The 26,765-nt window shown below is 54.3% G+C and carries 23 protein-coding genes; 22 read left to right on the top strand and 1 reads right to left on the bottom strand.

Annotated features, from left to right (window positions below; all coding sequences use genetic code 11):
* Positions 1-15: 15 nt before the first annotated feature.
* The 22 genes from LBQ97_03125 to LBQ97_03020 all read left to right on the top strand — a co-directional run bounded on the left by LBQ97_03125 (position 16) and on the right by LBQ97_03020 (position 25,251).
* Complete coding sequence (locus tag LBQ97_03125; GenBank protein ID MDR1831712.1) at positions 16-4,773, top strand: translocation/assembly module TamB; 4,758 nt, start codon at positions 16-18, stop codon at positions 4,771-4,773.
* 212 nt (positions 4,774-4,985) lie between these two features.
* Positions 4,986-7,067, top strand: coding sequence for an outer membrane protein assembly factor (locus tag LBQ97_03120; GenBank protein ID MDR1831711.1), 2,082 nt, complete (start codon positions 4,986-4,988; stop codon positions 7,065-7,067).
* 129 nt (positions 7,068-7,196) lie between these two features.
* On the top strand, positions 7,197-7,721 hold the full coding sequence (locus tag LBQ97_03115) for an OmpH family outer membrane protein (protein ID MDR1831710.1): 525 nt from the start codon (positions 7,197-7,199) through the stop codon (positions 7,719-7,721).
* A 30-nt stretch (positions 7,722-7,751) separates the two neighbouring features.
* Entirely contained in the window at positions 7,752-8,756 is a 1,005-nt protein-coding gene (gene lpxD / locus LBQ97_03110; protein MDR1831709.1) for a UDP-3-O-(3-hydroxymyristoyl)glucosamine N-acyltransferase, read from the top strand.
* 90 nt (positions 8,757-8,846) lie between these two features.
* The gene (serS, locus tag LBQ97_03105) at positions 8,847-10,124 is read left to right on the top strand and encodes a serine--tRNA ligase (GenBank protein ID MDR1831708.1); all 1,278 of its coding nucleotides are present in this window, start codon (positions 8,847-8,849) and stop codon (positions 10,122-10,124) included.
* Entirely contained in the window at positions 10,108-10,599 is a 492-nt protein-coding gene (locus LBQ97_03100; GenBank protein ID MDR1831707.1) for a hypothetical protein, read from the top strand. The genes serS and LBQ97_03100 overlap by 17 nt, the downstream gene beginning before the upstream one ends.
* A gap of 36 nt (positions 10,600-10,635) precedes the next feature.
* Complete coding sequence (gene fba / locus LBQ97_03095) at positions 10,636-11,616, top strand: class II fructose-1,6-bisphosphate aldolase (protein MDR1831706.1); 981 nt, start codon at positions 10,636-10,638, stop codon at positions 11,614-11,616.
* Between the two features lie 227 nt (positions 11,617-11,843).
* Positions 11,844-12,956, top strand: coding sequence for a M20/M25/M40 family metallo-hydrolase (locus tag LBQ97_03090; GenBank protein MDR1831705.1), 1,113 nt, complete (start codon positions 11,844-11,846; stop codon positions 12,954-12,956).
* On the top strand, positions 12,953-13,876 hold the full coding sequence (gene mreC, locus LBQ97_03085) for a rod shape-determining protein MreC (protein MDR1831704.1): 924 nt from the start codon (positions 12,953-12,955) through the stop codon (positions 13,874-13,876). The genes LBQ97_03090 and mreC overlap by 4 nt, the downstream gene beginning before the upstream one ends.
* The gene (locus LBQ97_03080) at positions 13,776-14,468 is read left to right on the top strand and encodes a hypothetical protein (protein MDR1831703.1); all 693 of its coding nucleotides are present in this window, start codon (positions 13,776-13,778) and stop codon (positions 14,466-14,468) included. Before mreC ends, LBQ97_03080 begins: the two co-directional genes overlap by 101 nt.
* Positions 14,465-15,190, top strand: a complete 726-nt coding sequence (gene recO / locus LBQ97_03075; protein MDR1831702.1) for a DNA repair protein RecO — start codon at positions 14,465-14,467, stop codon at positions 15,188-15,190. Before LBQ97_03080 ends, recO begins: the two co-directional genes overlap by 4 nt.
* Positions 15,183-15,656, top strand: a complete 474-nt coding sequence (locus tag LBQ97_03070) for a PTS sugar transporter subunit IIA (protein ID MDR1831701.1) — start codon at positions 15,183-15,185, stop codon at positions 15,654-15,656. The genes recO and LBQ97_03070 overlap by 8 nt, the downstream gene beginning before the upstream one ends.
* Before the next feature lie 27 nt (positions 15,657-15,683).
* Entirely contained in the window at positions 15,684-16,160 is a 477-nt protein-coding gene (nrdR, locus tag LBQ97_03065) for a transcriptional regulator NrdR (protein MDR1831700.1), read from the top strand.
* A gap of 15 nt (positions 16,161-16,175) precedes the next feature.
* On the top strand, positions 16,176-17,108 hold the full coding sequence (gene fmt / locus LBQ97_03060; GenBank protein MDR1831699.1) for a methionyl-tRNA formyltransferase: 933 nt from the start codon (positions 16,176-16,178) through the stop codon (positions 17,106-17,108).
* A 21-nt stretch (positions 17,109-17,129) separates the two neighbouring features.
* Positions 17,130-17,996 carry a bifunctional methylenetetrahydrofolate dehydrogenase/methenyltetrahydrofolate cyclohydrolase FolD gene (folD, locus tag LBQ97_03055; GenBank protein MDR1831698.1) on the top strand — a complete coding sequence of 289 codons (867 nt, stop codon included), beginning with the start codon at positions 17,130-17,132 and terminating at the stop codon, positions 17,994-17,996.
* A 46-nt stretch (positions 17,997-18,042) separates the two neighbouring features.
* Positions 18,043-18,492 (top strand): ACT domain-containing protein, encoded by a 450-nt coding sequence (locus tag LBQ97_03050; GenBank protein MDR1831697.1) that lies wholly within the window; start codon positions 18,043-18,045, stop codon positions 18,490-18,492.
* 20 nt (positions 18,493-18,512) lie between these two features.
* Complete coding sequence (accB, locus tag LBQ97_03045) at positions 18,513-18,962, top strand: acetyl-CoA carboxylase biotin carboxyl carrier protein (protein ID MDR1831696.1); 450 nt, start codon at positions 18,513-18,515, stop codon at positions 18,960-18,962.
* Positions 18,963-18,997: 35 nt separating this feature from the next.
* On the top strand, positions 18,998-20,323 hold the full coding sequence (locus LBQ97_03040) for a hemolysin family protein (protein MDR1831695.1): 1,326 nt from the start codon (positions 18,998-19,000) through the stop codon (positions 20,321-20,323).
* 32 nt (positions 20,324-20,355) lie between these two features.
* Positions 20,356-20,904 carry a tetratricopeptide repeat protein gene (locus LBQ97_03035; protein MDR1831694.1) on the top strand — a complete coding sequence of 183 codons (549 nt, stop codon included), beginning with the start codon at positions 20,356-20,358 and terminating at the stop codon, positions 20,902-20,904.
* Positions 20,905-20,941: 37 nt separating this feature from the next.
* The gene (locus LBQ97_03030) at positions 20,942-23,128 is read left to right on the top strand and encodes a bifunctional (p)ppGpp synthetase/guanosine-3',5'-bis(diphosphate) 3'-pyrophosphohydrolase (protein ID MDR1831693.1); all 2,187 of its coding nucleotides are present in this window, start codon (positions 20,942-20,944) and stop codon (positions 23,126-23,128) included.
* A gap of 40 nt (positions 23,129-23,168) precedes the next feature.
* Positions 23,169-24,299, top strand: coding sequence for a tRNA guanosine(34) transglycosylase Tgt (tgt, locus tag LBQ97_03025; protein MDR1831692.1), 1,131 nt, complete (start codon positions 23,169-23,171; stop codon positions 24,297-24,299).
* 1 nt (position 24,300) lies between these two features.
* The gene (locus tag LBQ97_03020) at positions 24,301-25,251 is read left to right on the top strand and encodes a polysaccharide deacetylase family protein (GenBank protein ID MDR1831691.1); all 951 of its coding nucleotides are present in this window, start codon (positions 24,301-24,303) and stop codon (positions 25,249-25,251) included.
* On the opposite strand, the gene LBQ97_03015 is transcribed toward LBQ97_03020, so the two are convergent.
* Positions 25,248-26,735, bottom strand: a complete 1,488-nt coding sequence (locus LBQ97_03015) for a TrkH family potassium uptake protein (GenBank protein ID MDR1831690.1) — start codon at positions 26,733-26,735, stop codon at positions 25,248-25,250. The two genes, LBQ97_03020 and LBQ97_03015, sit on opposite strands and share 4 nt — an antisense overlap.
* Between the last annotated feature and the right edge of the window lie 30 nt (positions 26,736-26,765).

The raw sequence follows: 26,765 nt of genomic DNA, 5'->3' as shown, positions 1-26,765 counted from the left end.
CGGGACGGAAAATCCATGGGAATCATCGGCAGACTCCTCAAACGAAACAAGAAGAAAACAGCCGCCTTGCTGCTGGTTCTGTTTTCTCTTTTTGTTGTCTGGTACGGGTTCCGCTACCACACGTCCTATGCGGTAAATGTGATTATCCGGGCGATTTTTGGGGCGGAAATCCGGAGTGATTCCATTTCCGTCGGAAACGGGAAAATCGTCGTCATCAATCCCAGCCTTTACTACAAGGGAGAATTCATCGGAAAAGCCGACCGGATCGAGGGCAAGTGGACAAAGGAGTCCATCCGGCGTCTGCGCTTGTCGGAAGTGACCTCCTGGGGGACGGAGGCCGTCATCATTAGAGACGACCGGGACATCAACGCCGTTACAGCCTTCGTGGGCTCGAAAAACAAAAAATATGAGGAGCAGCTCAAGGCTCGCACGGTCAACATCAAAGAGACGGATCCCGTCAAACGGAAAAAAGCCGTCGACGCGGTCGCCGAACATTTGCGGGAAGAGAGCCGTCTGCGCTATGAAAGCAAGAAACAGTCGGGGAAACCGCCCGGAAGCCGGGTACCCATCGATAAAATCGTCGTCGTGGACGGCGTGTGCACCTGGATCGACCGGACCTTTGACGCGGAGATCAAAAAGACCTTGCGCGACATCAACGGCCACATTACGTTTACACGGGGCGACGGCATTTATATTGTGGCCTCGGGAGCGGACGGCGACGAGTCCTGCGAATACGTGTTTTCCAATATCGGACAGCGTTACTGGATGCGGATCAAGGCGAAAAACGTGACGCCCCAAGCGAGTTGGATCCAGTACGGCTACCGGAACGGGGACGTGACCTTTCACGGCGGGAAGGTCGACATGGACCTCCAGATCGGATCGGATACGAAATATCTCGGGTGGGCCACGGTCAAGGGCCTCGCCGGGAGCTATACCCACTACGGCGCGGAAGCCACGGACGTCGAGGGGCGCGTGACCTTTGCCGGTCGGCGGATCGAAGGAGAAGCCTTCGCCGACGTACTGGGCAGCCGGGAAAAAGTTTTCTTCAGCTATGACGGCGCCGGCCGCTTTTATCTGAACAGCAGAATTCACGACGTCAAGGGGCGGGACGTGGCCCGCTATGACGCCCTTGCCGAAAGGAACGTAGACCTTTCCTCCCTCAGTATCGCTTCTCCCGAAATGGATCTGCTCTACAACCGGGACGGTTCGCCGCGGCTCAACCTGTCCTTCCGGACCGATGCAGTCCGCTATGACAAATACCGCGTGGAGCGGCTCTCGTGGAATATCGAGCGGGACCGGGACGGCTTCACGTTCCGGAATATCCGGGGCAACACGAAAATTCTCGACAAAACCGAAGGAAAGGAAGAAACCATTCTTTCGGAAAATGACCTCGATCTCACGTGGCGCTACGAAAACGCCGTCAAAGGCAAGGTGGAATTCCTCGTGAAGCAGAGCGGGAACAGCTATATTCCGCCCCTTGAAGGCGTGTTTTCCTATGATCTTGAGGACGACATGAAAAAACACGTCAGCGTCGATACGGACATCGCCAAATTCAGTCTCGATTATTTCCCCCGCACCGGAAAAATCATTATCGGCAAGAGCGGGGACTTTACGATCGACTTTGATACGAAGACCGGAAAGATCGAGGACGGGAAGGGGAAAATCCCGCTGAATTTCAAATACCTCAGCGCCTTGATCGACTTTGAGGCCGAAGACAACGTGATCCAAATCAAAAAAGCCCTGATCCGCCCCGCGGAAAAAGGTGAAGCGACGGGAAAAGAGAAAAACGGATCCGGGAAGAAGAACGCCGAGGGAGAAGCCGCCAAAGACAAAAAAGACAAGGCTGAGAAGCCTCAGGAAGGGGAAGAAATCAAGCCCTACACGAAGTCGGAACAGACGCTTCTGGAAAAATACCGCGACAGGATCTGGTCCGCGGACAAAAAAGACGGGGCGGGAAAAATTGAATTGAGCGGCGAAATCGACCTCAACCGGCGGGTAACGGATCTCAAAATCAAAGCCGACGATTTTCTCTTTGACGAGAGGATAAAGGGGAAGGACATCAAAATCCGGGGAGATTTCTCGGGGGCCTTTTTCAAATACGAAAACAACAAAAATTATCACCTGAACCTTGACGTGGAGAGCCTTTCGCTGAATTACTCGGCGGAGCTTCTGAATTTTCACGGGAAAATTCAGGGCACGGCCGGAGAGCGGAACGAAGCGGTTCTCTTCGGAGAGATCGGCGTCGTCGCCATGGGCGATTACGCGACCTACGGCGTAAAAAGCGCCGCCGGATTTCAAAAGGGGATCCTCGAAATCAAGGAAATGAGAAACGAGATCTTCGACGTCCGGGGGAGCGTGAATCTCGAGGAACGGCGGCCGGAGCTCACGGTTTCCGTGACGTCCCTCAACAGCACAAAACTCAAACTGGACGCGCCGGTCAAATTTTACATCGCAAACGCCAGGGGAAAATTGGGCGGAACCTGGGACGCGCTTTTGGGAACGTTGGAGATCGGCGGGGGAAAACTGTATTTTCCCGGCGGATCTGAGGCGGAAATCCGGGGCAAAATCCGCTATGAAAACGAAAGCGTCGGAGCGGAGGATTTCCTGCTCAATGAAAACAGGCTGACGGCCGCCTACGACATACGGAAACAGGCGTGGCGGCTTGCCATGGACCTGAACGAAGAAAACATGACGCGCTACGTGACGGCGGCGGATCTGCGCCAAAAAGTCACGGGAAAGCTGACAGCCCGGGGAAGCGGGCGGACCCTCGCGGCAAAGGCCCAGGTGAGCTTGAAAGAAAACGCCGTCAAAGGCTTTATGATCCCGGACCTCACGGCGGAAATCAGCTATGATACGGAAGAAATCGGGAAAGGGAAGATCAAGCTCGAAAAGTTGCGGCTTCTCAACGGCGAAGGAAAACAGCTGGCCGGGGGCGCCGGGCTCATCGATCTGTCGGCCGGGACCATGGAGCTCAAAGTTCCCGAAAGCGCCGTGGCTTTTCAAGACATTACCTCTTATACGGGCCTTTCCGAATTGCGCGGGACGCTGATCCTCTCGGGCGGGGTTTCGGGGCCTCTGTCCAATGTGGCGTATAAAATCGCCGCCCATGCCGGGGAAGCCCACCTGAACACCATGCGCTTCAACAATCTTGTCATTGACGTGAGCGGAAACACCGAACGGGTGGACTTCAACAACATCTCGTTGCTGTATTCGGCAAACGCCCTCAAGGCTTACGGGTACTCGGACCTTAAGCAAAACAAATATGAAATCCGGGTCGAGTCGCCCAAGGCGGATCTTCGTTTTCTGACCTTCCTTTTGAAGGACAACGGGATCAGCGAAATCAGGGGGACGACCTCCCTGGACCTGACGCTGACCGACGAGAGCAACAAGGGCTTTCTGACGCTGCAAAACGCCGGTTTCAACTATGAGCCGTATTTTCTCAATTTCACGGACATCAACAGCCGGATCGACCTCAATCAAAAGACCGTCACCGTCGAAAATTTCACGGGCAAAATGAACGGCGGAGACGTCAGCGCCTCGGGGAAAATCAACAACTTTACGGTGGACGCCCTGCAAAGCGAGCATCGCATGGAAGAGCTCGACTATCGCTTCGATCTGAACCTGAGGGACATCCGCTATCATTTCGGCAAGCAGTTTCAGCTGTTTTTTGGGGCCGAGCTCAATTTCGCCAAAAACAAACTGGCCGGAACGCTGACCGTTGACGAGGGAGAGGTCAAGGCGCTGCCCATGGAGACGAAGACGCTGTTCCAGATCCTCCGGGATCTGCTCTTCAAGTCCACGTCCAAGGTGGCCCAGGCCGGCAGGGAGTTGAAGGGCTTCAAGGTCGACACGTCCTTTTACAATCCCGTGGAGCTGGATCTGGCCATCTCGGCGACTAAGGGCATAAAACTCGATATCGCCGAGGTCAACGCCTTTGTGACGGACCTCAAGGGCACGGCCGTCGCCGAGGGGACCCTGAGCGGCAAAGGATCGGAGCTTGTGCTGCTGGGAGAGGCGGAAATCCTGGACGGATCCCTGTCCCTCAACGAAAACGGCTTTATTGTCGACCGGGCGGTCATGTCCTTCACGGACAAGAAAGACTATCTGCCGGGGATCAATCCCTCGGTATCGGTGGAGGCCCGGGTCAACGTCAGCGGCGAGGAAGTCAAGGTCGGCGTTCACGGGCAGCTGGACCGGCTCAGATTTCAGGTGGCCTCCATGGAAGGCGGCTCTTCGGGAGACTTGAGAGGACTCCTGGCGGGGGAACTGGACGTACAGGACGAGACGACGGCAAAACTGGTCCGGATGATCCTCAACGACCAGATCGCCCAGACATTTATGGGCCCCATCACGAAAAAAATCAAAAAGGCCTTCGGGCTCAACAAATTCCGGGTAAAATCGGATCTGCTCAATCAAAAGAAGCAGTCCCGCTACGGCGAGGAGAGCTCTGAGCTGCAGTTCAACGCCGTACTGGAAGCGGAAAACAATCTGTGGAACGACAAGCTCTTCTGGGTGACGTCCATTACGCTGATGGACGCCAACCTCGGTGAGAAAAATACGGGAAGCCAGGAAGGCGGCCTTCAGGAGTATGACGTTTCCCTGGAATACCGCTACAAACCCGGCAGGAGTTTTACGCTGGGGGCAGGTCGCGTGCCGGATTACAAAAAGAAGGAAGGCAGTCGGAACACGGGCCGGAAAGACTCCGTCAACTATCACGTGGGCATGAAGTTTGAGAAAAAGTATGACAAGCTTTCCGATGTCTGGACAAAATAAGACCGCGGCCTTGAACAGATTTATGGAGATTGTCAGGATTTTTCGATTAAAGTATTGATTTTTACGCCAAATAATGCTAAAATATATAAAATTGTTGTAATGACATATTTTTCGTATTTTTGCGGCGTCGGAAACGAGAGAAAACAGTAAAGAGGAACTTCATGAAACACCAAGCATACAATGACTGAAAACATGAAAAAATGGAGGTTGTAATGAAAAAACGCTTGTTAGTTCTAATGTTCGTTATATTAGGAATAATAAGTCTTGCAGCCGGCGAAAATCCTGTGATCAAAAAGATCGAAGTCGTCAACAACAGGGAAATTCCCGCCAAGACAATTCTTAATGTAATGGTATCCAGGGAGGGCCAGGTCTATTCCACGGAATCGGTGCTCAAAGATTACGAGAGGATCAAAGCGCTGGAGTATGTGGAAGACGCCGCGATCCAGACGTCGGTCTACGAAGGGGGAGTAAAGCTCACCGTCGATGTCCGGGAAGGACAGCGGACAAAGGCGCAACTGGAGGAAAAAGGGATTATCCCGCTATCTGAGGCTGGTCAGATAGACAGATCCCTTGTGATTTCGTCCGTGGTATTCACGGGCAGCACAAAAATCAGTCGGGCGGAACTGATGAAAATGGTGCCGATCAAGGTCGGCAGTTACTTCTCCCGGTCGAGAGTCATCGAAGGGCATCGTAACCTCATGGAAAGCGGATACTTTGGCGAAGTTATCCCCGAAGCCTACGGAGAAGGAAACGGCGTAAGGATCGTGTATCACCTGAAAGAGACTCCCGTGTTGCGCGGGGTGGTTTTCTACGGAAATACCGTTTATACCGACGCTGAATTGCTTGAAGTCTTCAAGACGAAAACCGGACAGCGCTTCAACATCAACGAAGTTCGCGCCGACCGGGACGCGCTTCTGGACAAATATCACAAAGCCGGCTATGTCCTGACGGAAATCACCGACATGGGCATCAACAAAAACAACCAGTTGGAGATCCACCTCAGCGAAGGCGTGATCCGGGAACTTTCCTACCACAAGATGGTTGTGAAGCAGAAAGGGGAAAGAAGAAAGCCCAGCGACGACCAGCTCAAGACGAACAGCTATGTCATCGAGCGGGAGATCGTGCTGGAAAAGGGCAAGATCTTCAATTCCAACGACTATGACGCCACGGTCAGCAACCTCATGAGACTGGGGCATTTCAAGAATGTCAAATACGAAGCGACGCCGATCCAGGGCGATCCCGACGGCAAGTCCATCGTGCTCCTCCTCGACGAGGAAAGGACGGCCATGCTGCAGGGCGCTCTCTCTTACGGCTCCGAAGTGGGCTTTATGGGGTCGCTCTCGCTCAAAGACACCAACTGGAAGGGCCGGGGCCAGGAATTCGGCTTTACGGCGGAACGCTCCAGCGAGGACTATACCAATGTGTCCATCAACTTCTACGAACCCTGGATCAAGGGGACGAAGCGGATTTCCTACGGCTGGTCTCTGTATTTCAGCCAGTATGAGGATGACGACAGCAGACTGTTCCACCGCATAGACACCTTCGGCGCCAAGTTCACGGTGGGCAAGGGCCTTTCGAACAACCTGCGCCTGAGCCTGACCGCCAAGGGCGAGTACATTCGGGAGAGAGCGGACAAAGGTCGGTTCACCAAGTCCGGAAGCGATTATTATTGGGCCTCCGGTAATAAAGTCGAGGGCATAGACGACAAGTACTTCCTCTGGAGTCTGGCGCCCGCCATCACCTATGACACGAGAAACCATCCCTGGAACACCACAAAGGGCTTCTACGGCAAATTCCAGATCGAAGGCGGTTCCGTCGGCGGCTATGACGGCGGTTCCTTCGGGAATACGACCCTCGAGCTCAGGACTTATCACCGGGGCTTCTGGAAGAAGAACACCTTCGCCTATCGCGTAATCGGCGGACTGGCCACCGACACCACCAAAGAAACGCAGCGTTTCTGGGTCGGCGGCGGCAACTCCCTCAGAGGGTATGACGGCGGTTTCTTCAGAGGAACGCAAAAAGTGACGGCTACGATCGAGAACCGGACGCAGATCAACGACGTTTTGGGCTTTGTGGCGTTCTTTGACGCCGGTCGGGCCTGGAAGAACAACGGCCGGGACGAGGATTACCAGAGAGACGAAAAATTCCCGCACAATTGGGGAACGACGGCAGGCGTGGGCTTGCGGCTCAACACGCCCGTGGGTCCGCTGCGCTTCGACTTCGGATGGCCCGTGGGCAACCGGATGAACGACGGCGGCATGGAATTCTACTTCAATATGGGACACTCGTTCTAAGCGCAACTGTCCGGAAAGCGACAGATCAATTTGTAAAAATCCCCTTGAATTGTTCCCGAAGCGATTCGGGAACAATTTATACGTCGGATAGAGAATAAACAAAGGTAAAAAACGGAGGTAATGGTAAAAATGAAAAAATTCGCGGTCATGCTGGCGGTATTGGGCGTGTCCATCAGCGCTCTGGCGCAGAACATCGGCATCGTAAACGCCAGAATCGTCATGGAGAAGTTCAATCAGACAAAATCCATCTATACGGCCCTTGACAATAAGAGAAAACTCATCGAAACGGAGTTGGGCAAAGACGAAGTGGAGATCCAGAAACTGCAGTTGGAGCTGAACTCGACGCAGAGCCCCACCGATGCCCAGAAAAAGGCCTATAACGATAAAGTACAGGCTTTCCAGAAGAAAATCCAGACCAAGCAGCAGGAATTGGCCGGAGAAGAGACAAAGATGATGCAGGAAATCCAACTGAAGATCAACAACGCCGTCTCAGCCGTGGCCAAGGCCGGAAAATTCGATCTCGTGCTGGAATTCAACGCCGTGATGTACAGTGAAAATACGAAGGACATCACCGAAGACGTCGTGAAAGAGATCAACAAAGCGCCCGCGTCGGCAGCGGCGCCTGCGGCGGCGCAACCCGCAAAGAAAAAATAGCTCACAGCGAAAAGCAAAGGGAGGGTAATTATGCGTTATCAAATAGCGGATCTCGTTACCGTCCTCAACTGCAAAGTCAAGGGGGAGGCGGATCCCGGTGAAACATCGGGATTGGCCCCCTTTTTTCAAGCCCGGGAAGACTCGGTGACCTTTGCGGCGGAGGAAAAATTCTTGAAAAAACTGGGGGAGACTAAGGCGAAAGTGATCCTTGTCCCCGACATTCCGCTGCCGGATATCCCCGGAAAGACCTACCTTGTCTCGGGAGAGAACCCCCGGACGCTGATGCCGAAACTCCTGGCCTTTTTCAAGAGGGAGACGAAACCCTTCGCCGAGCGGATCGAACGTTCGGCAAAAATCGACGAAACTGCCGTTGTGGCGCCTACGGCCTATATCGGCCACGATGTCGTGCTGGGTCCCCGCGTGACCGTTTACCCCAACGTGACCATCTGCGAGGGCGTCGAGATCGGGGAAAATACAGTGATCTATCCCGGCGTCACGATACGGGAATTCTGTAAAATAGGGAAAAATTGCGTGCTTCAACCCGGTTGCGTCATCGGCGGAGACGGCTTCGGCTTTGTGAAGATCGACGGCGTCAATACGAAAATCGACCAAATCGGCGCGGTCGTCATCGAAGACGATGTGGAGATCGGGGCCAATACCACCGTGGACCGGGGCGCCATCGGCGATACCGTCGTCAAACGGCACACGAAGATCGACAATCTCGTGATGATCGCCCACAACGACATCATCGGCGAAAACTGTCTGATCGTGGCCCAGGTCGGGATCTCGGGCAGTACGGAAGTCGGCAGCAACACGACCCTGGCCGGGCAGACCGGCGTGGCCGGCCACATCAAAATCGGATCCAATGTCGTAATCGGCGCCCGGGGCGGCGTTTCGGGCAATATTCCCGACGGGCAGATCCTGACGGGCTATCCCCTTGTGCCTGTGCGGGAAGATATCAAGATCCGGGCCGCCATGAAAAAGCTGCCCGACCTCATGAAAACCATCAAGGAATTGGAAAAAGCCATCAAATAACACGAAAAACTTGTTGACACAGCTTTTTCCGGGTGATACTATTTAGAGTAAGCGGAACAACAAAGCGACTGGAAGAAATTGGAGGACAATATGTTAGAATTGAAATTCATCAGAGAAAACACGGAAGCGGTTCGGGAGATGCTGAAAAACAGAAATTCCAACTTTGATCTCGACGAACTGCTGAAACTGGACGAAGAAAGGCGGGGAATCCTCGGCGAAGTGGAGGCGCTGAAGCAGACGCGCAACGTGGAATCCCAGGAAGTGGCCAAACTGAAGAAGGCCGGACAGAACGCCGATGAAAAGATCAAAGCCATGGGCGTCATCGCCGAAAAAATCAAAGAATTGGACAAAAAACTGGCCGAAGTGGATGAAAAACAAAAATATTTGCTGATGATCATCCCGAATTTTTATCATGAATCGACGCCCATCGGACCCGACGAGGAAAGCAACGTGGAAATCCGACGCTGGGGCACGCCCCGGAGCTTTACCTTTACGCCCAAAGCCCACTGGGATATCGGCGAGGCCTTGGGAATTCTGGACTTTGAGCGGGGCGCGAAACTTTCGGGAGCGCGTTTTGTGCTGAATACCGGTCTTGGCGCGAGGCTCGAACGGGCTCTGGTGAGCTTTATGCTCGACATGCACACGACGGAACACGGCTATACGGAGCAATTGACGCCCTTTATGGTCCGGCGCGAAGTCTGCGAGGGGACGGGTCAACTGCCGAAATTTGAAGAGGACATGTACAAGACGACCGAAGACGACATGTTCCTGATCTCGACCTCGGAAATCACCATGACCAACATCCACCGGGAGGAGATCCTTCAGGAAAAAGACCTGCCGAAATACTACACGGCCTATTCCCCCTGCTTCCGGCGGGAGGCGGGCTCCTACGGCAAGGACGTCAAGGGCATGATCCGGGTTCACCAGTTCAACAAAGTGGAGATGGTCAAGATCACGACGCCCGAAACTTCTTACGACGAACTGGAAAAAATGGTGCAAAACGCCGAAGACGTGTTGCAGCGGCTGGAACTTCCCTATCGCGTGATCCAGCTGTCCTCGGGCGACATGGGCTTCAGTTCGGCCAAGACCTATGACCTTGAAGTCTGGCTGCCTTCCCAGGACAAATACCGGGAGATTTCCTCCTGCTCCGACTGCACGGACTTCCAGGCCCGGCGCATGGGCCTCAAATACCGGCCCGCCGCGGGCGGCGGCAAAAGCGAATTCTGCCATACGCTGAACGGCTCCGGCATCGCCGTGGGACGGACGCTTGTGGCGATCCTTGAAAACTATCAGCGGGAAGACGGGTCCGTCGAAATCCCCAAGGCCCTCGTCCCCTATATGGGCGGCATTGATGTTATTCAAAAGTAGCGTTGTGATTCTTTTTCTCGCAAACGCGTTGACCGGCGACCTGCGTATCCTCGCGGGCATCTTCGCGGCGGCGCTTTTGCTGAATATTTTCCGGAACCGGAAACTCAAAGAGAATTTTCGGCGGACGCGGATGTTTTTCCTCGTGTACGGCGTCGCCTGCGCCATAAACGTGCTCATGGTCCGGGAAGGAAAAGTGGCGGCGACGCTTCCTTTCCCCGGCAATTGGTTCGTTACTTGGGAAGGTCTCCTGCGGGGCGCGTCGCTTTTCCTGCGTCTGGTCTCCTGCGTCGCCCTTTCCTGGGCGGCTGCCACGGCCAGCTGGTTCGGAGGCAGGCGGGGAAAAACCCTGACGCTGATCACGACGGTCATGGAAATGCTGCCTGAGGCCTTGACGCTGATCCGGCGTCGGATGCGGCTCAAAGCCTTTATGCGGTATATTCTGAGCGAAACAAAGCGCAAATTCAGCGCGGAATAAATATTTTTATTTTAAAAGGAAACGAAGGAGGTTGTGATGGCTTATACCTATCAGGAACTTGGACTTTCTACGACAAAAGAGATGTTTGAACGGGCAAACAAGAACGGCTTTGCGGTACCGGCTTTCAATTTCAACGATATGGAGATGATGCAGGCCATTACGGGCGCCTGCGCGGAAATGGGATCGCCGGTCATTCTGCAATGCTCCGAGGGCGCTTTGAAGTATATGGGCAAAGAGGTTGTGCCCCTGTTGGGCAAGGCCGCCGTGGATATCGCCCGGGCCAAGGGCTCGGACATTCCCATCGCGCTGCACCTCGATCACGGCGAAAGCCTTGAGGTCATCAAGACCTGTATCGACGCGGGATTTTCCTCGGTCATGATCGACGGGTCCCACCACGATTTTGATACCAACGCCAAGCTGACGGCTGAGGTCGTGGCCTACGCCCACGGCAGAGGCGTCGTCGTCGAAGGGGAATTGGGCGTTCTCGCGGGCATAGAGGACAATGTGAAGGCGGAAAAATCCACTTATACGAAGCCCGAGGAAGTGGAGGAATTCGTGAAACGGACAAACGTGGATTCCCTGGCCATCGCCATCGGGACCTCCCACGGCGCGCACAAATTCAAACCGGGCGAAGATCCCAAACTCCGGCTCGACATCCTCGCCGAAGTGGAAAAGAAGATCCCGGGCTTCCCGATCGTCTTGCACGGCTCTTCGGCTGTTCCCGCAAAATATACGGAGATGATCAAAGCATACGGCGGTCAGATCAAAGACGCCATCGGCATTCCCGATGAGCAGCTGCGTCTCGCGACAAAATCGGCCGTGGCCAAGATCAACGTCGACACCGACGGCAGACTCTGCTTTACGGCCATGATCCGGAAAGTCTTCGCGACGGATCCCAAGGAATTCGACCCCCGGAAATATCTCGGCCCCGCCAGGGAAGAGATGAAGGCCTATTACAAGGAAAAAATCGCGAACATCTTCGGGTCCGAAGGGGCTTATACGAAAGCGACGAAATAAACAGAGTAAAATGATAAAAAATAACGAAAATTCAGGAATATTTTCAAAATATTCCTGAATTTTTATCCTTATCCCTGCCGGACATATCCGGAAAACAGTTTTTGTATATTGTTTATTGCAGAAAATCCAAAAAGGTAGTATAATAAGTACAGACAGGAAACATTTTTTTTCGGAAACATAGTAAAATTTTGATACTGAATCAACGGAAACAAGCATAAGGAGCGGAAATGGTAAACGAAAAAAGATTGATCGGGCGATTTCTGGACCTCGTGAAGATCCCCTCCCCCTCATTGCACGAACGGCGCGTCGGGGAGTATTTGATAGAGACATTGCAGGAAATGGGCGTTACGGTAACTGAAGACGAGGCGGGCGTCGCCGAAGGCGGCGACTGCGGCAACATCACGGCCTTCATCCCCGGAAACGGCAAGAGGGCGGTGATGTTTACGGCCCATATGGATACGGTCGTTCCCTGTGAGACGATTATGCCCGTGGAGGAAGCGGGCGTGATCCGGACAGACGGGACGTCCATCCTGGGCGGAGACGACAAGTCGGGGATCGCGGCCATGCTGGAAACGGCGCAGGTCCTTCTCGAGAATGAACTCGAGCGCCCGGACATTGTGCTGGCCTTTTCCATCGGCGAAGAGATCGGTCTTTTGGGCGCGAAACACTTCGCGATAGAAAAATACGCGCCGGAATTTGTCTATGTGCTGGATTCGGCGGGGAAACCCGGCGTCGCTGTGACGAAAGCGCCCAATTCCGCCAACGGCTGGATCAGGATCATCGGAAAGGCCGCCCACGCGGGGCTGGCCCCCGAAACGGGGATCAACGCCCTGACCGTGGCCGCCCACGCGATCACGCAGATCAAACTCGGGCGTATCGACGCCGACACGACGGCCAACATCGGAATCGTACGGGGCGGCGAGGCGGCAAACATCGTTATGCCCGAAGTCAGCATGAAATACGAGGCCAGGAGTTTTTCGGCCGAAAAGCTGGACGCGCTTCTCGCGGAGACCGGGGAAATTTTCCGGCGGACCGCGGAAAAATACGGCGCCATTTTTGAAAACGACGTCGTCAAAAGCTATGCGGGCTTTGATTTTCCGGCCGACGCCGAAATTCTGAAACCCGTCCGGGAGGCCTGCGCCAATCTCGGGATCCCCTGCGTCGTCGAAGCGGGCGGGGGCGGGAGCGACGCCAATATTTACAACGGTAAAGGCTTTTCCGCCATCAATCTGTCGACGGGCATGAGCAAGGTCCATACGACGGAGGAATATATCGAGCAAAAGGACATCGTCGACACGGCGCGTCTGATTCTGGAAATGATCCGGGGACTGGCGGGATGATTATCCGGGAAAGGGCGAAAACCCAGAAATCCTCATTGATTATCATCGGGATTCTCCTGCTTTTGTTCCTGTTCCGGGGCGCTTTTCTCTATGTGACCGGCAACCTCAGCAATTTCTTTTTCCCGATCCAGAAAGTCATCTATGAGGGCGGCGTCTTCATCAAAGAGACGGCCCGCTCCATCCTGAACTACAAGGAGATCGTCAAGGAAAACAGCGCGCTCAGGACCGAAAACGCCAAGATCGCCATGATGACGGAGTTCAACCGGGAGTTGCTCCAGGAAAATGAGCGACTCAAGCGGCTGCTGCAAATGAGACCCGCGGAAAATCGAATATTTAAGGTGGCCAAGGTCAATTTTCGCAGCCCCAACAATCTCTACGAGCGCTTTTTCATCGATCTCGGAGAAAAAGCCGGCATCCGCAAGGACATGATCGTCTTTGCCGACACGAGCGTCATCGGAAAAATTCGGGAAGTCTACGCCGATTACGGCGTCGTCGATATGCTGACCGGCGAGAAATACAGCATCAGCGTCCGCACCGAAAACGGCAGTCTCGGCATCCTCCGGGGCAGCGACGAGGAAAACGGCAACCTCTATTTTGAGCCCAACACGTTTCAGGACGCCATCGCCGTCGGCGAGAAAGTCTATACCTCGGGAATCAGCGACATTTACCCCAAGGGACTTTACGTGGGGACCGTCACGGAAATCAACGAAAACGAGAATGAAATCTTCCGCAGCATCAAGGTCAAATCGGACATTGACCTTGTCAACCTGAACGAGGTTCTGATCATGATCCTTGAAGAAAAAGAGGAGGCGCCACAGGATGAAGCGAAACCGCCCGAAGCCCGACCGGCCGAGCAAAGACCGGCCCAACCGGCTCCCGCAAGACCCGCAAACCGGACAAGACCCGCGACGCGGCGTTAAATGGCTTACCCTTTGTCTTTTGTTCCTCTGTCTCCTGGCGGAAGGGCTTGCCGTGAGAGGGGCCGAAACACAGGGAGAGCCTGCCAAACGGATCTCCGCCATCAAGACCCTCGAACTCCAGGTCAGCGAGACGATCCGGACCAACAAAAGCGAAAACACTTCGACCTATGTGATCAAATACAAGCTTCCCGACAGCGTCCGTAAGGAAATGCTGACGCCCGAACTCAACAAGGGAGAGCTCTACGTCTACAGCAAAGGAAAAAAACTTACCTGGCTTCCGCTTTTCAAGCAGAAAAAGGTCGAAACCATCCCCGAGGGCGAGGACAAGATCATCGACATTCTGCGCTACATCTTCCGGATGGAGAAGGAAGACGCCGCGTTTCGGAAGGAATATTACGCGGGCAAGCTGAAGGGCGTAAAGTTGGGAGAGAAAACGACGATTCAATTTTCCGGCTACACGCTCTGCGACGGCTATCTTTTCCCCTTGCGCTTCACGGTGCTGGAAAAGACCGCGACCGTCGGAGAAATCAAAATCACCAGCGTAAAGACGGATCCGAAATTTGACGAAAAGGAGTTTTCGACCGAAGAATGATCGAGACGCTGTGCGAGGGCATCGTAATTAACAAAAGGGATTTCGGGGAAGCGGACCGGATTCTTGACGTCTTTACCGGAGAATACGGAAAACTGACCTTGACGGTCCCGGGAATACGGAAGAGCCGGAAGCGGGATTTACCGGCCGCCGACATGCTCAGCCGTTCGGAATTTGCCCTCCGGAAAAAAGCCGGGGGCTTCGGTCTGCTGCGATTTACGCTGATCGACTCCTACGGGGCGATCCGTGAGCGGAGCGACAGCTTTGAAACAGCCCTTTGCCTGCTGGCCATCCTCAACAGGTTTCCCCTTACCGGAGAAAAAAACCACAGACTCTACGACTTGACGCGCAAGACGCTGGATCGTCTGAAGACAGAGAGCGACAGAAGACTGGAGCGTTTGCTCCTGCTCTGGTATCTCCATAGGGTCATCGGAGAAGAGGGCTTCCGTGTGGATACGGAGAAAAAAGGGGACTACCTTTCCCTGGCCCGTTCGGCCTTCACAAAGGAAAAAAGTGATGAAAGTTGTATATTTACAGGCGCGGGCGCGAGGCAAATATTGGATAAACTGAATGGAGGCCGGACAAAGGAACTGGTCTCGGACGAAGCGAAAACGGAAATAAAAGATATCGGGGAAGTCATCGGTCTTTATGAAAAATACATCAACTATCATCTGGGGATCAACTTACAGTTTCAAAATTATTTGATAGGGGGACAATATGATTGACATTGTGAAAATAACAGATTACCTGACGGAGGATTTGATCGACCTGCACTTGAAATCCACGGACAAAGCCCAGGTATTGGAGGAACTGTCGGATCTGCTGGCCAAGTCCGACAATATCGGAGACAACCGGAACGTCGTGCACAAGGCCCTCGTCTACCGGGAAAAATTGGGCAGCACCGGGATCGGCAAGGGCGTCGCGGTGCCCCACGCGAAAACCGATGTGATCAAAGGACTGACGATTGCCTTCGGAATCAGCGACAGCAAGATCAATTTCAAATCCATTGACAACGAAGACGTCAACATTTTCTTCGTCTTTGCCTCCCCGACCAGGGACAGCCAGACGTACCTCAAGGTCCTCGCGCGGATTTCGCGCCTGATCCGTGAAGTTACGTTCCGCAAGGAGCTGCTGGCCTGCAAAACGGCGGCGGAAGTCATTGCCTGTATCGGAAAAAGGGAGTCCGCGTAAACGCCGATGATCTGAGGAGGTGATCGGATGAAATGCCCCAACTGCGGCGCCGAGGATACGAAAGTCATCGACAGCAGAGCATTTATGGAAGGATTCAGCATCAAAAGGCGCAGAGAGTGCGTCGCTTGCGGTAAACGATTCACAACCTATGAAAAGGTTGACGAAGACAACGCCGTCTATGTCGTGAAAAAAGACAAACGGCGGGATAAATTTGACAGCGGGAAGATTTTGAGGGGTCTGATGACCGCCACGGTCAAACGCAACATCAGCCGGGAGACGCTGGAACTTCTGGTCAATGACGTCGAAAAAACCATACAAAATTCGCTCCGGACGGAAATTTCCACGAAGGAAGTGGGGGAAATGGTGCTGGAGCGCTTGAAGAAACTGGATCTGGTCGCCTACGTGCGTTTCGCCTCCGTGTACAAAGAATTCAACGATGTGCAGTCCTTTGTGGAAGTCATCGAGGAAGCGGAACGGAACGACAAAAAGATCCGGAGAAAATAAAAAAAGCAGGTGAATATGAGAATACTCTTTATGGGGACGCCGGAATTCGCGTTGCAGTCCCTGCGGGCGCTGGACGCGCTCCATGACGTGGCGGCGGTATTTACGAAAGTCGATAAACCCAACAGCCGGGGCGGTAAAATCATACCGGGACCCGTCAAGATCTACGCCGAAGAACGGGGCATCCCGGTTCTCCAGCCTGAAAAGCTCAAAGATCCGACATTGATCGAAAAAGTCCGGGAGCTCAAGCCCGACCTCATGGTAGTCGTGGCCTACGGAAAATTGCTGCCGCCGGAACTCTTCACGATCCCGCCGCTGGGGACGGTCAACGTCCACTCATCGCTGCTGCCGAAACTGAGAGGGGCCGCGCCCATACACGGGGCCCTCGTCGCGGGGGAAAGCGAGACGGGCGTGACGATTATGTATATCGCCGAGCGTCTTGACGCGGGCGACATGATCCTGCAGGAGAAAATCCCCATTGAGGAAAGCGACAATTACGCCTCCCTTCATGATAAACTGGCGATACTCGGGGCTCAGACCCTGATCCGGGCCGTGGATCAGATCGCAAAGGGGGAAGTCCGGGTCGTAAAGCAGGACGAGGCCCTCGCCACGTATGTGAAGCCCTACGGGAAGGAAGATCTGCGGATCGACTGGAACAAAGGCGCGCGGGAGATCTTCAACTTCGTCAGAGGCATGGATCCCCAGCCGGGGGCCTTTGCCACCGTAAACGGCAAGATTCTCAAAATCGCCGCCGTCCGGGAATACGAGGGACAGACGGCGGGCGGCGTTCCCGGCGAAGTCACGGGCGTCGTGAAAAAGGCCGGGCCCGTGGTCAGATGCGGAAACGGCGCCGTACTCATTACGGCGGCCGGACCGGAAAACAAGAAAAAAATGACGGGGGCTGACCTGGTCAACGGCAGATTCCTGAAACAGGGCGATCTGCTCCGATAAAGAACAGAAAAAGGAGTTTTTATGCGAATATTGGACGGAAAAAAGACCGCCGCGGACATCCGGCTCGAGGTCAAAAACGAAGTGGCGGCGCTCAAGGTGAAAACCGGCAGGGTTCCGGGACTGGCCATCCTCATTGTGGGGGAAAATCCCGCCTCAAAGATTTACGTGGGGGCCAAGGTCAAAAGCTGTGAGGAAGTGGGAATTTACGGCGTAAACGAGGCGCTTCCGGCGGACGTTTCCGAAGAAAAGCTGTTGGAGCGGATCGCGGCCTATAACGCCCGGGAGGACATTGACGGCATCCTCGTGCAATTGCCGCTGCCGTCGCATATCGATGAAAAAAAGGTCATCGACGCCATCGCGCTCGCCAAGGACGTCGACGGGTTCAAGCCCGAGAGTTTGGGGCTTTTGTTCCTGGGCGACAAAAATTCGCTGAAGTCCTGCACGCCGGCCGGAATACTGGAGCTCTTGAAACGCTATGACATTCCGATCGCGGGAAAAAAAGCGGTCATCGTGGGCCGGAGCAATATTGTCGGAAAGCCCATGGCGGGCCTTTTGATTACCGAAAGCGCCACGGTCACTGTTTGCAACAGCCATACGAAGGACCTCGGCAGCGTCACGGCCCAAGCGGATATTCTGATCGCGGCCATGGGGAAGGCCAAATACATCAAGGGCCCCATGGTCAAGGAAGGCGCGGTCGTCATTGACGTCGGCATGAACCGGGAACCCGACGGGCTGTGCGGCGACGTGGATTTCGCGGAAGTGGCGCCGAAGACGGCGGCCATTACGCCGGTACCGGGGGGCGTGGGCCCCATGACGGTGGCCATGCTCTTGAAAAACACGCTGAGCGCGTTCAAAATGAATAAAAAAACCGGAAAATCAATTGATTAGCGGCCGGGAAAAGCCCGGGAACGATTTCTCAGGAGGAGGAAAAGAGATGAAAAAAGCGGAGAAACGGGAGTACTACATCGTAGACAAGCGCATTTTACCCAATTCCATCAAGAGCGTCATCAAAGTCAATGATCTTGTGGAAAACAGCAAGATGACCAAATATGACGCGATCAAGAAAATCGGCATCAGCCGGAGTACTTACTACAAGTACAAAGAGTATATCAAACCCTTCTTTGAAGGGGGGAAAGACAAGGTCTTCAGCATCTACGTGACGCTGTACGACAAGCCCGGCGTACTCTCAAAGGTGCTGGAACTGCTGGCCCGGGAGAGCATGAATATCCTGACGATCATTCAGAATATTCCGATCGACGGGACGGCCACGGCGACGATTTCCGTGCAGACCAGCGAAAACGTTCTGCGCAAGATCGAGGGAGTCCTTGAGAAGATCTCCGAGCTTGAGGGCGTGAAGAACCTGCGTATCGTAGGCAGCGATTGAGAGAAACAGAGAGGAAGCGCATGAAACTGGATTTGGAAAGCATCCGTAATTTAGCGGAAAATATAGAAAAATACGGACTCAGCGAAGTGGCCGTGGAAACGGGCGGCGTCAGGGTCGTCATGAAAAAGGAAAAACCGGGTGTTCCGGCGGAAGCGGTGAAATACGGCGCGCCTGATCAGCCGGCGCGGGCCGACAGAACGCCGGCAGAGGCCGCGGAGAAAAAGAAAGAGAGCGCCTTTGAAACCATCGACGCGCCCATGGTGGGGACCTTTTACCGCTCCCCCGCCCCGGGCGGCGAGCCCTTTGTCCGCGAAGGGGACGAGGTGTTGGCCGGCGCGGCCCTTTGCATACTTGAGGCCATGAAGCTCATGAACGAAGTCAAAGCGCCGAAGAATTGCAAGATCGTCAAAGTTCTGGCCGAAGACGGTCAGATTGTCCGCAAGGGCGATCAACTCTTCGCCGTGAAATAACCCAGTGATTTAGTCAAGGAAGGTGTATGTTTTCATTGGACACGTATCGTAGTATCCTAATCGTGGTGTTGGCCGTACTGGTAATCCTGTCGGGCTTTTTTTCGGCCGCAGAAACCGCTCTGACCTCCTTCCGGAGCCTGTATCTGGAAAAGCTCGAGAACGAGCACATGGAGCGCGAGGCCCGCTTGCTGCGCAAATGGCTCAAAAGCCCCAATGAGATGCTCACGAGTATTCTGGTCGGGAACAATATCGTGAATATTCTGTCCTCTTCCATCGCGACCGTCCTGACCGCCAGCGTCTTCGGCGTCAGTTCCGGGCGCTCCATCGTGATCTCCACGCTGGCCATGACCGCCGTGATCCTCATTTTCGGGGAAATTACGCCCAAAATCATCGCGAAGAACTACACGCTCAGCATAGCGAAACACGTGATCGGAATTGTATATGTATTCAGTATAATATTTAAACCCGTTGTGGCCGTTTTCATGTTTATCTCGAAGATGCTGGGCCGTCTGTGCGGCCTTGAGCTCAAGGACTCGTCCATGCTGATGACCGAGGAGGACATCATTTCCTTTGTCAATGTGGGCGAGGAAGAGGGCGTCATCGAGGAAGAGGAAAAGGAGATGATCCACTCCATCGTGGGTTTCGGCGAGATCACAGCCAAGGAAGTCATGACGCCCCGGACGTCGGTTCTGGCCTTCGAGGCCAGCAAGACCGTCGACGAAATCTGGGGGGACATTCTCGAGAACGGATTTTCCCGGATGCCCGTCTATGAAGACACCATCGACGACGTCGTCGGCGTGCTCTATGTCAAGGACATCATGAAGTCCGTCAAGGAGGGGAAAACTTCGGATCCCGTGAAAAATTACATCCGGCCGGCCTACTTTATTCCCGAGACCAAGTCCATCATCGAGATCCTCAAAGAATTCCGGCAGCAGCATGTGCATATCGCCATGGTTGTCGATGAATACGGCGGCATTGTGGGGATCGTCACGATCGAGGACCTGCTGGAGGAAATCGTCGGCGAGATCCGGGACGAATACGATACGGAAGAAGAGGAAGCCATCGAGAAGATGGGGGAAAATCAATGGCGCGTGGACGCCATGATCGATATTGAGTCCCTCAATGAGGAACTGGATCTGTCACTGCCCGAATCCGACAACTATGAGAGTCTCGGGGGGCTGATCCTGGCGGAATTGGGAAAGGTGGCCAGCGTCGGCGACGAGATCGCTATCGACGGGGCTCGGATCAAGGTCATCAGTCTCGACAAGATGCGTGTGTCCCGGGTGATGCTGGAAAAAATTTCCCCGGAAACGGGAGAAAAGGAAAGCGAAGAAAAGAAACAGGAAGAAACGGAGGCGTGAACGTGAGGGGGAGAAAAGCGATTTTGTGCGGAATGGCGATTTTATTGACCGCCTGCGCCCATACGGGGGGAAACCGCTCCAAAGACCTGGACAGCGGAGAATATACGTTTATCCGCGGCATGAATTTGTACCAGAAGGGCCAAAAACGGGAAGCGCTGGACGTCTATTTGCGCGCGTACGAAAAGACGCCGAGAAACCCCGTTCTCGTCAAGGAGATCGGGCTCTTGTACGGAGAATCCGGCGATTACGACAAAGCGCTGGAATTTTTTCAAAAAGCGGAAAAACTGGACAAACGGGACAGAAATGTCCGGGAAAACCTCGCCTATCTCTATTACCGCAAAGGCGACGGCAAGCGGGCCATGGAGCAGATCCGGCAGATCCCCAACGGCCCCCGGGAAGCCATTGAAAAGCTCCTGAGGGAAGCGGACGACGGCGGAGACGACGGTCTTCGTTACATGCTGTTGACGCGGCTCTATTTGGAGACCGGCGAGCGCGAAAAGGCGGGGGACAGCTACCGGCTTATTCCGGAGAGCGCGAAAAATACGGCCGACTATGCGGAAATCGGCGCGTTGCTGAAATAAAGACAAAAATAAACTTCAGGGAAAGCGGGCGGGGAATATGGATTACTGGAAAGAGATTCTCGACGAAATCAATAAGAATCATCTCAAAGTTGATCTGGACAAGATTCAGCTCGCTTTTGGCTTTGCTGAAGAAAGCCACGACGGCCAGTACAGGAAGTCGGGCGACGACTATATCATGCATCCGGTGGAGGTCACCAAGATCCTCATCGACATGAAGATGGATACGGATACCATTGTGGCCGGCATCCTCCACGACATCGTCGAGGACACGATGATTACGCTGGCCGACATCCGCTACAATTTCGGAGAGACCGTGGCGGACCTTGTGGACGGCGTTACGAAACTCAAGGAGCTTCCCAACGGGACGAAGAAGCAGGACGAAAATATCCGGAAAATGATCCTCGCCATGGCGAAAAACCTTCGGGTCATCATCATCAAACTGGCCGACAGACTGCACAACATGCGGACCCTGCGTTTTATGCCGCCCGAAAAGCAAAAGACCGTGGCTCAGGAGACCATTGAAATCTACGCGCCTTTGGCCCATCGCCTCGGGATCGCGCGAATCAAATGGGAGCTGGAGGATCTGTCGCTCCATTATCTCAAACCCGAAGTCTATGAGGAGATCAAATCCCTTGTGGACAGCAGACGGGGCGAACGGAAGGACTATATCGACTCCTTTATCCGAACCATGGTCAAACTCATTTATGACAACGGCATCAAAGGTACGGTAAAAGGGCGATTCAAGCATTTTTACAGCATATACAAAAAAATGTACGAAAAGGGGAAGGAATTTGACGACATCTACGATCTGATCGGGGTCAGAATCATCGTGGCCACCGAAGCGGAATGTTACAACACGCTGGGCATCATTCACAGCAATTTCAAGCCCGTGACCGGGCGCTTCAAAGATTATATCGCCGTTCCCAAATCCAACAATTACCAGTCCATCCACACGACGATCGTGGGACCCCTGGGGAAATTCATCGAGATCCAGATCCGGACCGAAGAGATGGACAAGGTCGCCGAAGAGGGAATCGCCGCCCATTGGGCCTATAAAGAAAACCGGACCGTCAGCAAAGACGACAAGGTCTACGGCTGGCTGAAGAATATTCTGGAGCTGCAGAACGAGACCGAAAATGCCCATGATTTCGTTAAGACCGTAACCGAAGACATCATGGGGGAGACGGTTTTTGTATTTTCGCCCATGGGGGACATCAAGGAGCTCCCCATCGGGGCCACGCCGCTTGATTTCGCGTTCTCTATCCATACGCAAATCGGGACCAAATGCGTGGGGGCCAAGGTCAACGGCCGGATCGTCACGCTGGATTACAAACTCCAAAACGGCGACCGGGTCGAGATCATCACGTCGAAGAACTCCAAAGGGCCCTCCAAGGACTGGCTTGACATCGTCGTCACCACGAGCGCCAAGAGCAAGATCAAAAAGATCCTGAAGGACCAGATTTACGGCGAAACCGTCAAGGCGGGCCGGGACAACCTCGAAAAAGAAGTAGAGAAACTGGGCATTACGCTCAAAGACGTCGAGGAAAATCCCATCATCAAAAAACACATGGAGCGGAACAATCTCCGCACGCTCGATGATTTTTACTTTTATGTCGGACAAAACCGGACAAAAATAGACGGCATTTTGTACAAATTCCGGGAAAAATTGGCCAAAGACGTTCCCATGGACAGCGCGCAGCTGGAGGTCATGCTCGAAAAAAACAAAGAGCGGGAACGGGCGGCCTCCGCCCGGAAAAATGACTACGGCATCGTGATCGAGGGCGTGACCAATACGCTGATCAAATTCGCCCGCTGCTGTACGCCGCTGCCCGGAGACGATATCGGCGGCTTTGTGACGCGTCTCGACGGCATCACGATCCACAAACGGAGCTGCAAGAATTTTCAGAGCATGATCGCCGCCGACCCCGCCCGGGAGATTCCGGTCCGCTGGGAGGACGGCGTCACAAGCGATAAGCACGGTACGAAATACAAATTTACGTTCAACGTCCTCGTGGCCAACGTCCCCAACGTGCTAATGGACGTCGTCGCCGTCATCTCGGGGCACAAGATCAACATCGTCTCCGTCAACACCAACGAAGTCAAGGAACAGGGCGAGATGCTGATCAATATCCGCTTCACCGTGGAAATCAAGGACAAGCAGGAATACGGCTACATGGCAAAGGACATCGGCAACGTCAAAAATGTCATTTCCGTGGACCGTTAAGGGAGCGGCTTTCTCATCTTATACAAATTTTGGAGCGTTTATGCGAAATCTGCCGATAAGCTATATTTTGGAAAAACGGTCCGGAAAAGCCCGGGCGGGCGTGATCCAAACGCCCCGTGGCGAGATCCGGACCCCTGTTTTTATGCCGGTGGGCACCCAGGCCACGGTCAAGGCCATGACGCCCGAAGAATTGCGGGCCATCGGAACGGAAATTCTCCTCGGAAATACCTACCATCTCTATCTGCGACCGGGCGACGAACTGATTGCCCGACGGGGAGGCCTGCACCGCTTCATGCACTGGGACGGCCCCATTCTCACCGACAGCGGCGGTTTTCAGGTGTTCAGCCTCGGCGCCTTGCGGAAGATCGGGGAAGAGGGCGTCCACTTCAGCTCGCAGATCGACGGATCCCGACATTTTTTGACGCCGGAAAAATCCATTTCCATTCAAAACAACCTCGGCTCCGACATCGCCATGGCCTTGGACGAATGCCCGCCGGGCCTCTCGAGCCGGGAATACCTGATTCCCTCCATTGAGCGGACGACGCGCTGGACAGCCCGTTGCGCGGCGGCTCACGCGAAAAAAGACCGCCAGGGACTCTTTGCCATCGTGCAGGGCGGGATCTATGAGGATCTGCGGGAACAGAGCCTCGGGGAGCTTTCCGCCATGGACGGGGAATTTTCCGGCTACGCCATCGGCGGACTGGCCGTCGGGGAACCGCGGGAAGACATGTACCGGATTCTCGATCATATCGTCTGTCGCTGTCCCGATATGAAGCCGCGCTATCTCATGGGCGTCGGGGAGCCTCTCGATATGCTGGAGGCCGTCGCCTCGGGGATCGACATGATGGATTGCGTGCAGCCCACCCGTTTGGGCCGTCACGGGGCCATATTCACGAAATACGGGCGATTGATTTTGAAAAACAAGGCCTACGCCGAAGACGACGGCGCGCCCGATCCCGCCTGCGACTGCTATGTCTGCCGGAATTACAGCAGAGCCTATCTGAGACATCTGTTCAAGGCCGGGGAGATTCTGGGCATGCGTCTCGCCACCTGGCACAACCTGTATTTTCTGATCCGTCTGATGAAACGGGCCCGGGCCGCCATACTGGAGGACCGTTTCACGGAATTTTACCGGGAATTCGCGGCCGATTACACGAGGGGGGTGGACTGATATGGGACCGATGCTGGGTCTGGGCTTCATGGCGGCGGCGACCGTGTTGGCCTTCCGGGGCAAAGGGGTTCCGGCTTTTCTCTATCACGAGATCGCCGAAGACGAGCCCGTGACGCCGGCGCTCTTTGAGGAGCATCTGCGACTGATCCGGCAAAACGATCTGGAGACGGTTTTCGTTTCCGATCTCCTGGACGGGCGGATCAGGCGAAAGCCTGTCCTGATCACGCTTGATGACGGCTACGCAGGCTATTACCGGAGCGTTTTTCCGCTGCTCGAAAAATACAACATGAGGGCCACGGTCTTTCTGAACACGGCCTTTGCGGGCAGGGATCCCCGCTATCTGGACTGGGCGCAAATTCAGGAAATGGATGCCAGCGGGCGTTTTTCCTTCGAACTCCATTCCCATCGGCACGGCAGCGTCATCGTGTCTGACCGGATCAAGGAACTCGACGGGGACAGGCCGCTCTTTCCCGAGCGCGGCGCCTATTCGGCGGCGGGATTTACGGTGGATCCGGTTTTTTACGAACGCTTCGGGGCTTTTTTCGCGAATGAATCGGCGGGGAAAAGTAAAGAAGAGGCTTTGCGTTCGGCGCAGCGCTGGGTCGATATTCACGGAAAGACGTATTTTCACGCGGTCAGCGAAGCGGAATGGACGGAGCGGATTACGGCGGATCTCAGGGAAAATCAGGCGGAAATCGAAAAACATCTCGGCAAAAAAGCGGACATTTTTTGCTGGCCCTGGGGACACGGCGGCAAATTCGCCCGGGAACTGCTGAAAAAAATGGGCGTCCGGGCCTTTGTCAGCACAAAAAAAGGGACGAACAGCAGAAAGCCGGATCCCGATTGCATCCGGCGGGTGGAATTGCGCAAATTTACCAGGGAAAAATTCGCTCTGAATCTCTTTTTGTGCCGGAATCTGGCCCTCGGGAAGATATACGGCCTGCTGTCTTAATACTCGTCCATGCCTTTGATCTTGACCTTGAAAAACATGTCCTTGTAAAAGCTCGGAGAAAAGAGAATCAACATCGGGAAGATTTCCAGACGCCCGAAAAGCATGCAAAGAATCAGAATCAGCTTGTTGTGGGCGGAAAAGAAGGCGTTGTTCAGCGAAGGTCCCACTTTGCCGAAACCGAGACCCACATTGTTGATGGTATTGGCCACGGCGCCGAAGGCCGACTGAAAATCGGGCGTGTCCTTGGCGATAAAGAGGATGAACAGCATGAAGAGAAAGACCATGAGCGCCAGGTAGCCGGTCACCCGATGAAACAGCTCCTTTTCAAGGGGCTTTCCGTCCACGCGGACCGTCGTCACGCGGTTGGGGTCCACTTCCCGGCGAACCATGGACTTGATGTATTTGACGAGGATCATGATCCTCGAGACCTTGAGCCCCCCCGCGGTGGAGCCGGCGCAGCCGCCGACAAACATCAGCGCGAAGAGGACGGCTTTGGAAAAGACCGGCCAGGTATCGAAATCAACGACGGCGTAGCCCGTGGTCGTCATAATCGACGAGACCGTAAAAAAGGTGTCCCGGATGCATTTGGCGAGGTTTGAGCCGTATCGGGGATAGATGTCGAAGCAGATCAGAATCGTCGCGCAGAGCGCGATTTTTAAATACCAATGCATTTCTTCATTTTTGTAGACCTGCCGAAAATTTTTCAACAGGAGGGCGTAGAACAGGTTGAAATTGAGACCGAACATCAGCATGGCCACGGCGATCACGTACTCGAGGTAGGCGCTGCCGTAAGCGCCGATATTGCCGTTTTTAACGGAAAAACCGCCGGTACCCGCGGTCCCGAAGGCGTGAACGACGGCGTCGAAAAGGGGCATGCCGCCCGCGTAGAGCAACACGATCAGAATCAAGGTCATTGTAATGTAAATGATATACAAAATACGTGAATTGTAAGACATTTTCGCGACGAGCTTGCCGAAGGTGGGACCGGGTACTTCGGCCTTCATCAGGTAGAGGGACTCGTCGTTATTTTTGTACAGGATGGCCATGGCCAGGACGAGAACTCCCATTCCCCCCACGAAATGCGTGAACCCGCGCAGGAAGAGCAGGGATTTGGGCAGGGCTTCGACGTTGGTCAGGATCGTCGCCCCCGTCGTGGTAAAGCCGCTGACCACTTCAAAGAGGGCGTCCACAAAGGACGGAATATGGCGGCTCAGATAGAAGGGAAGGCAGGCGAAAAGCGACATGAGGATCCAGGTCAAGGAAACGATCACGAAACTTTCCTTGGAGTGAAGCTTCATATTTTCCGGCGCTTTTCTGGACAGGAGAAAAGCCGCGCCGAATAAGAGCAGGATCGTTACGCCGTAGGCGCGTTTGAGCGCGAAGGGCTCGCCGTAAATAAAACTTACGCCCAGCGGAAACAGGATGAAGATGACCTCCAACCTCAAAATCCGCGCGATGACATACCGAATAATGCCGAAATTCATAGACTCACCACTTTTTTACGCGACCGGACG

The organism is Fusobacteriaceae bacterium (assembly GCA_031272775.1).
Classification (GTDB): domain Bacteria; phylum Fusobacteriota; class Fusobacteriia; order Fusobacteriales; family Fusobacteriaceae; genus JAISST01.
The sequence above is the reverse complement of the archived record's forward strand: the minus strand, read 5'-3'. Positions and strand labels throughout refer to the sequence as shown.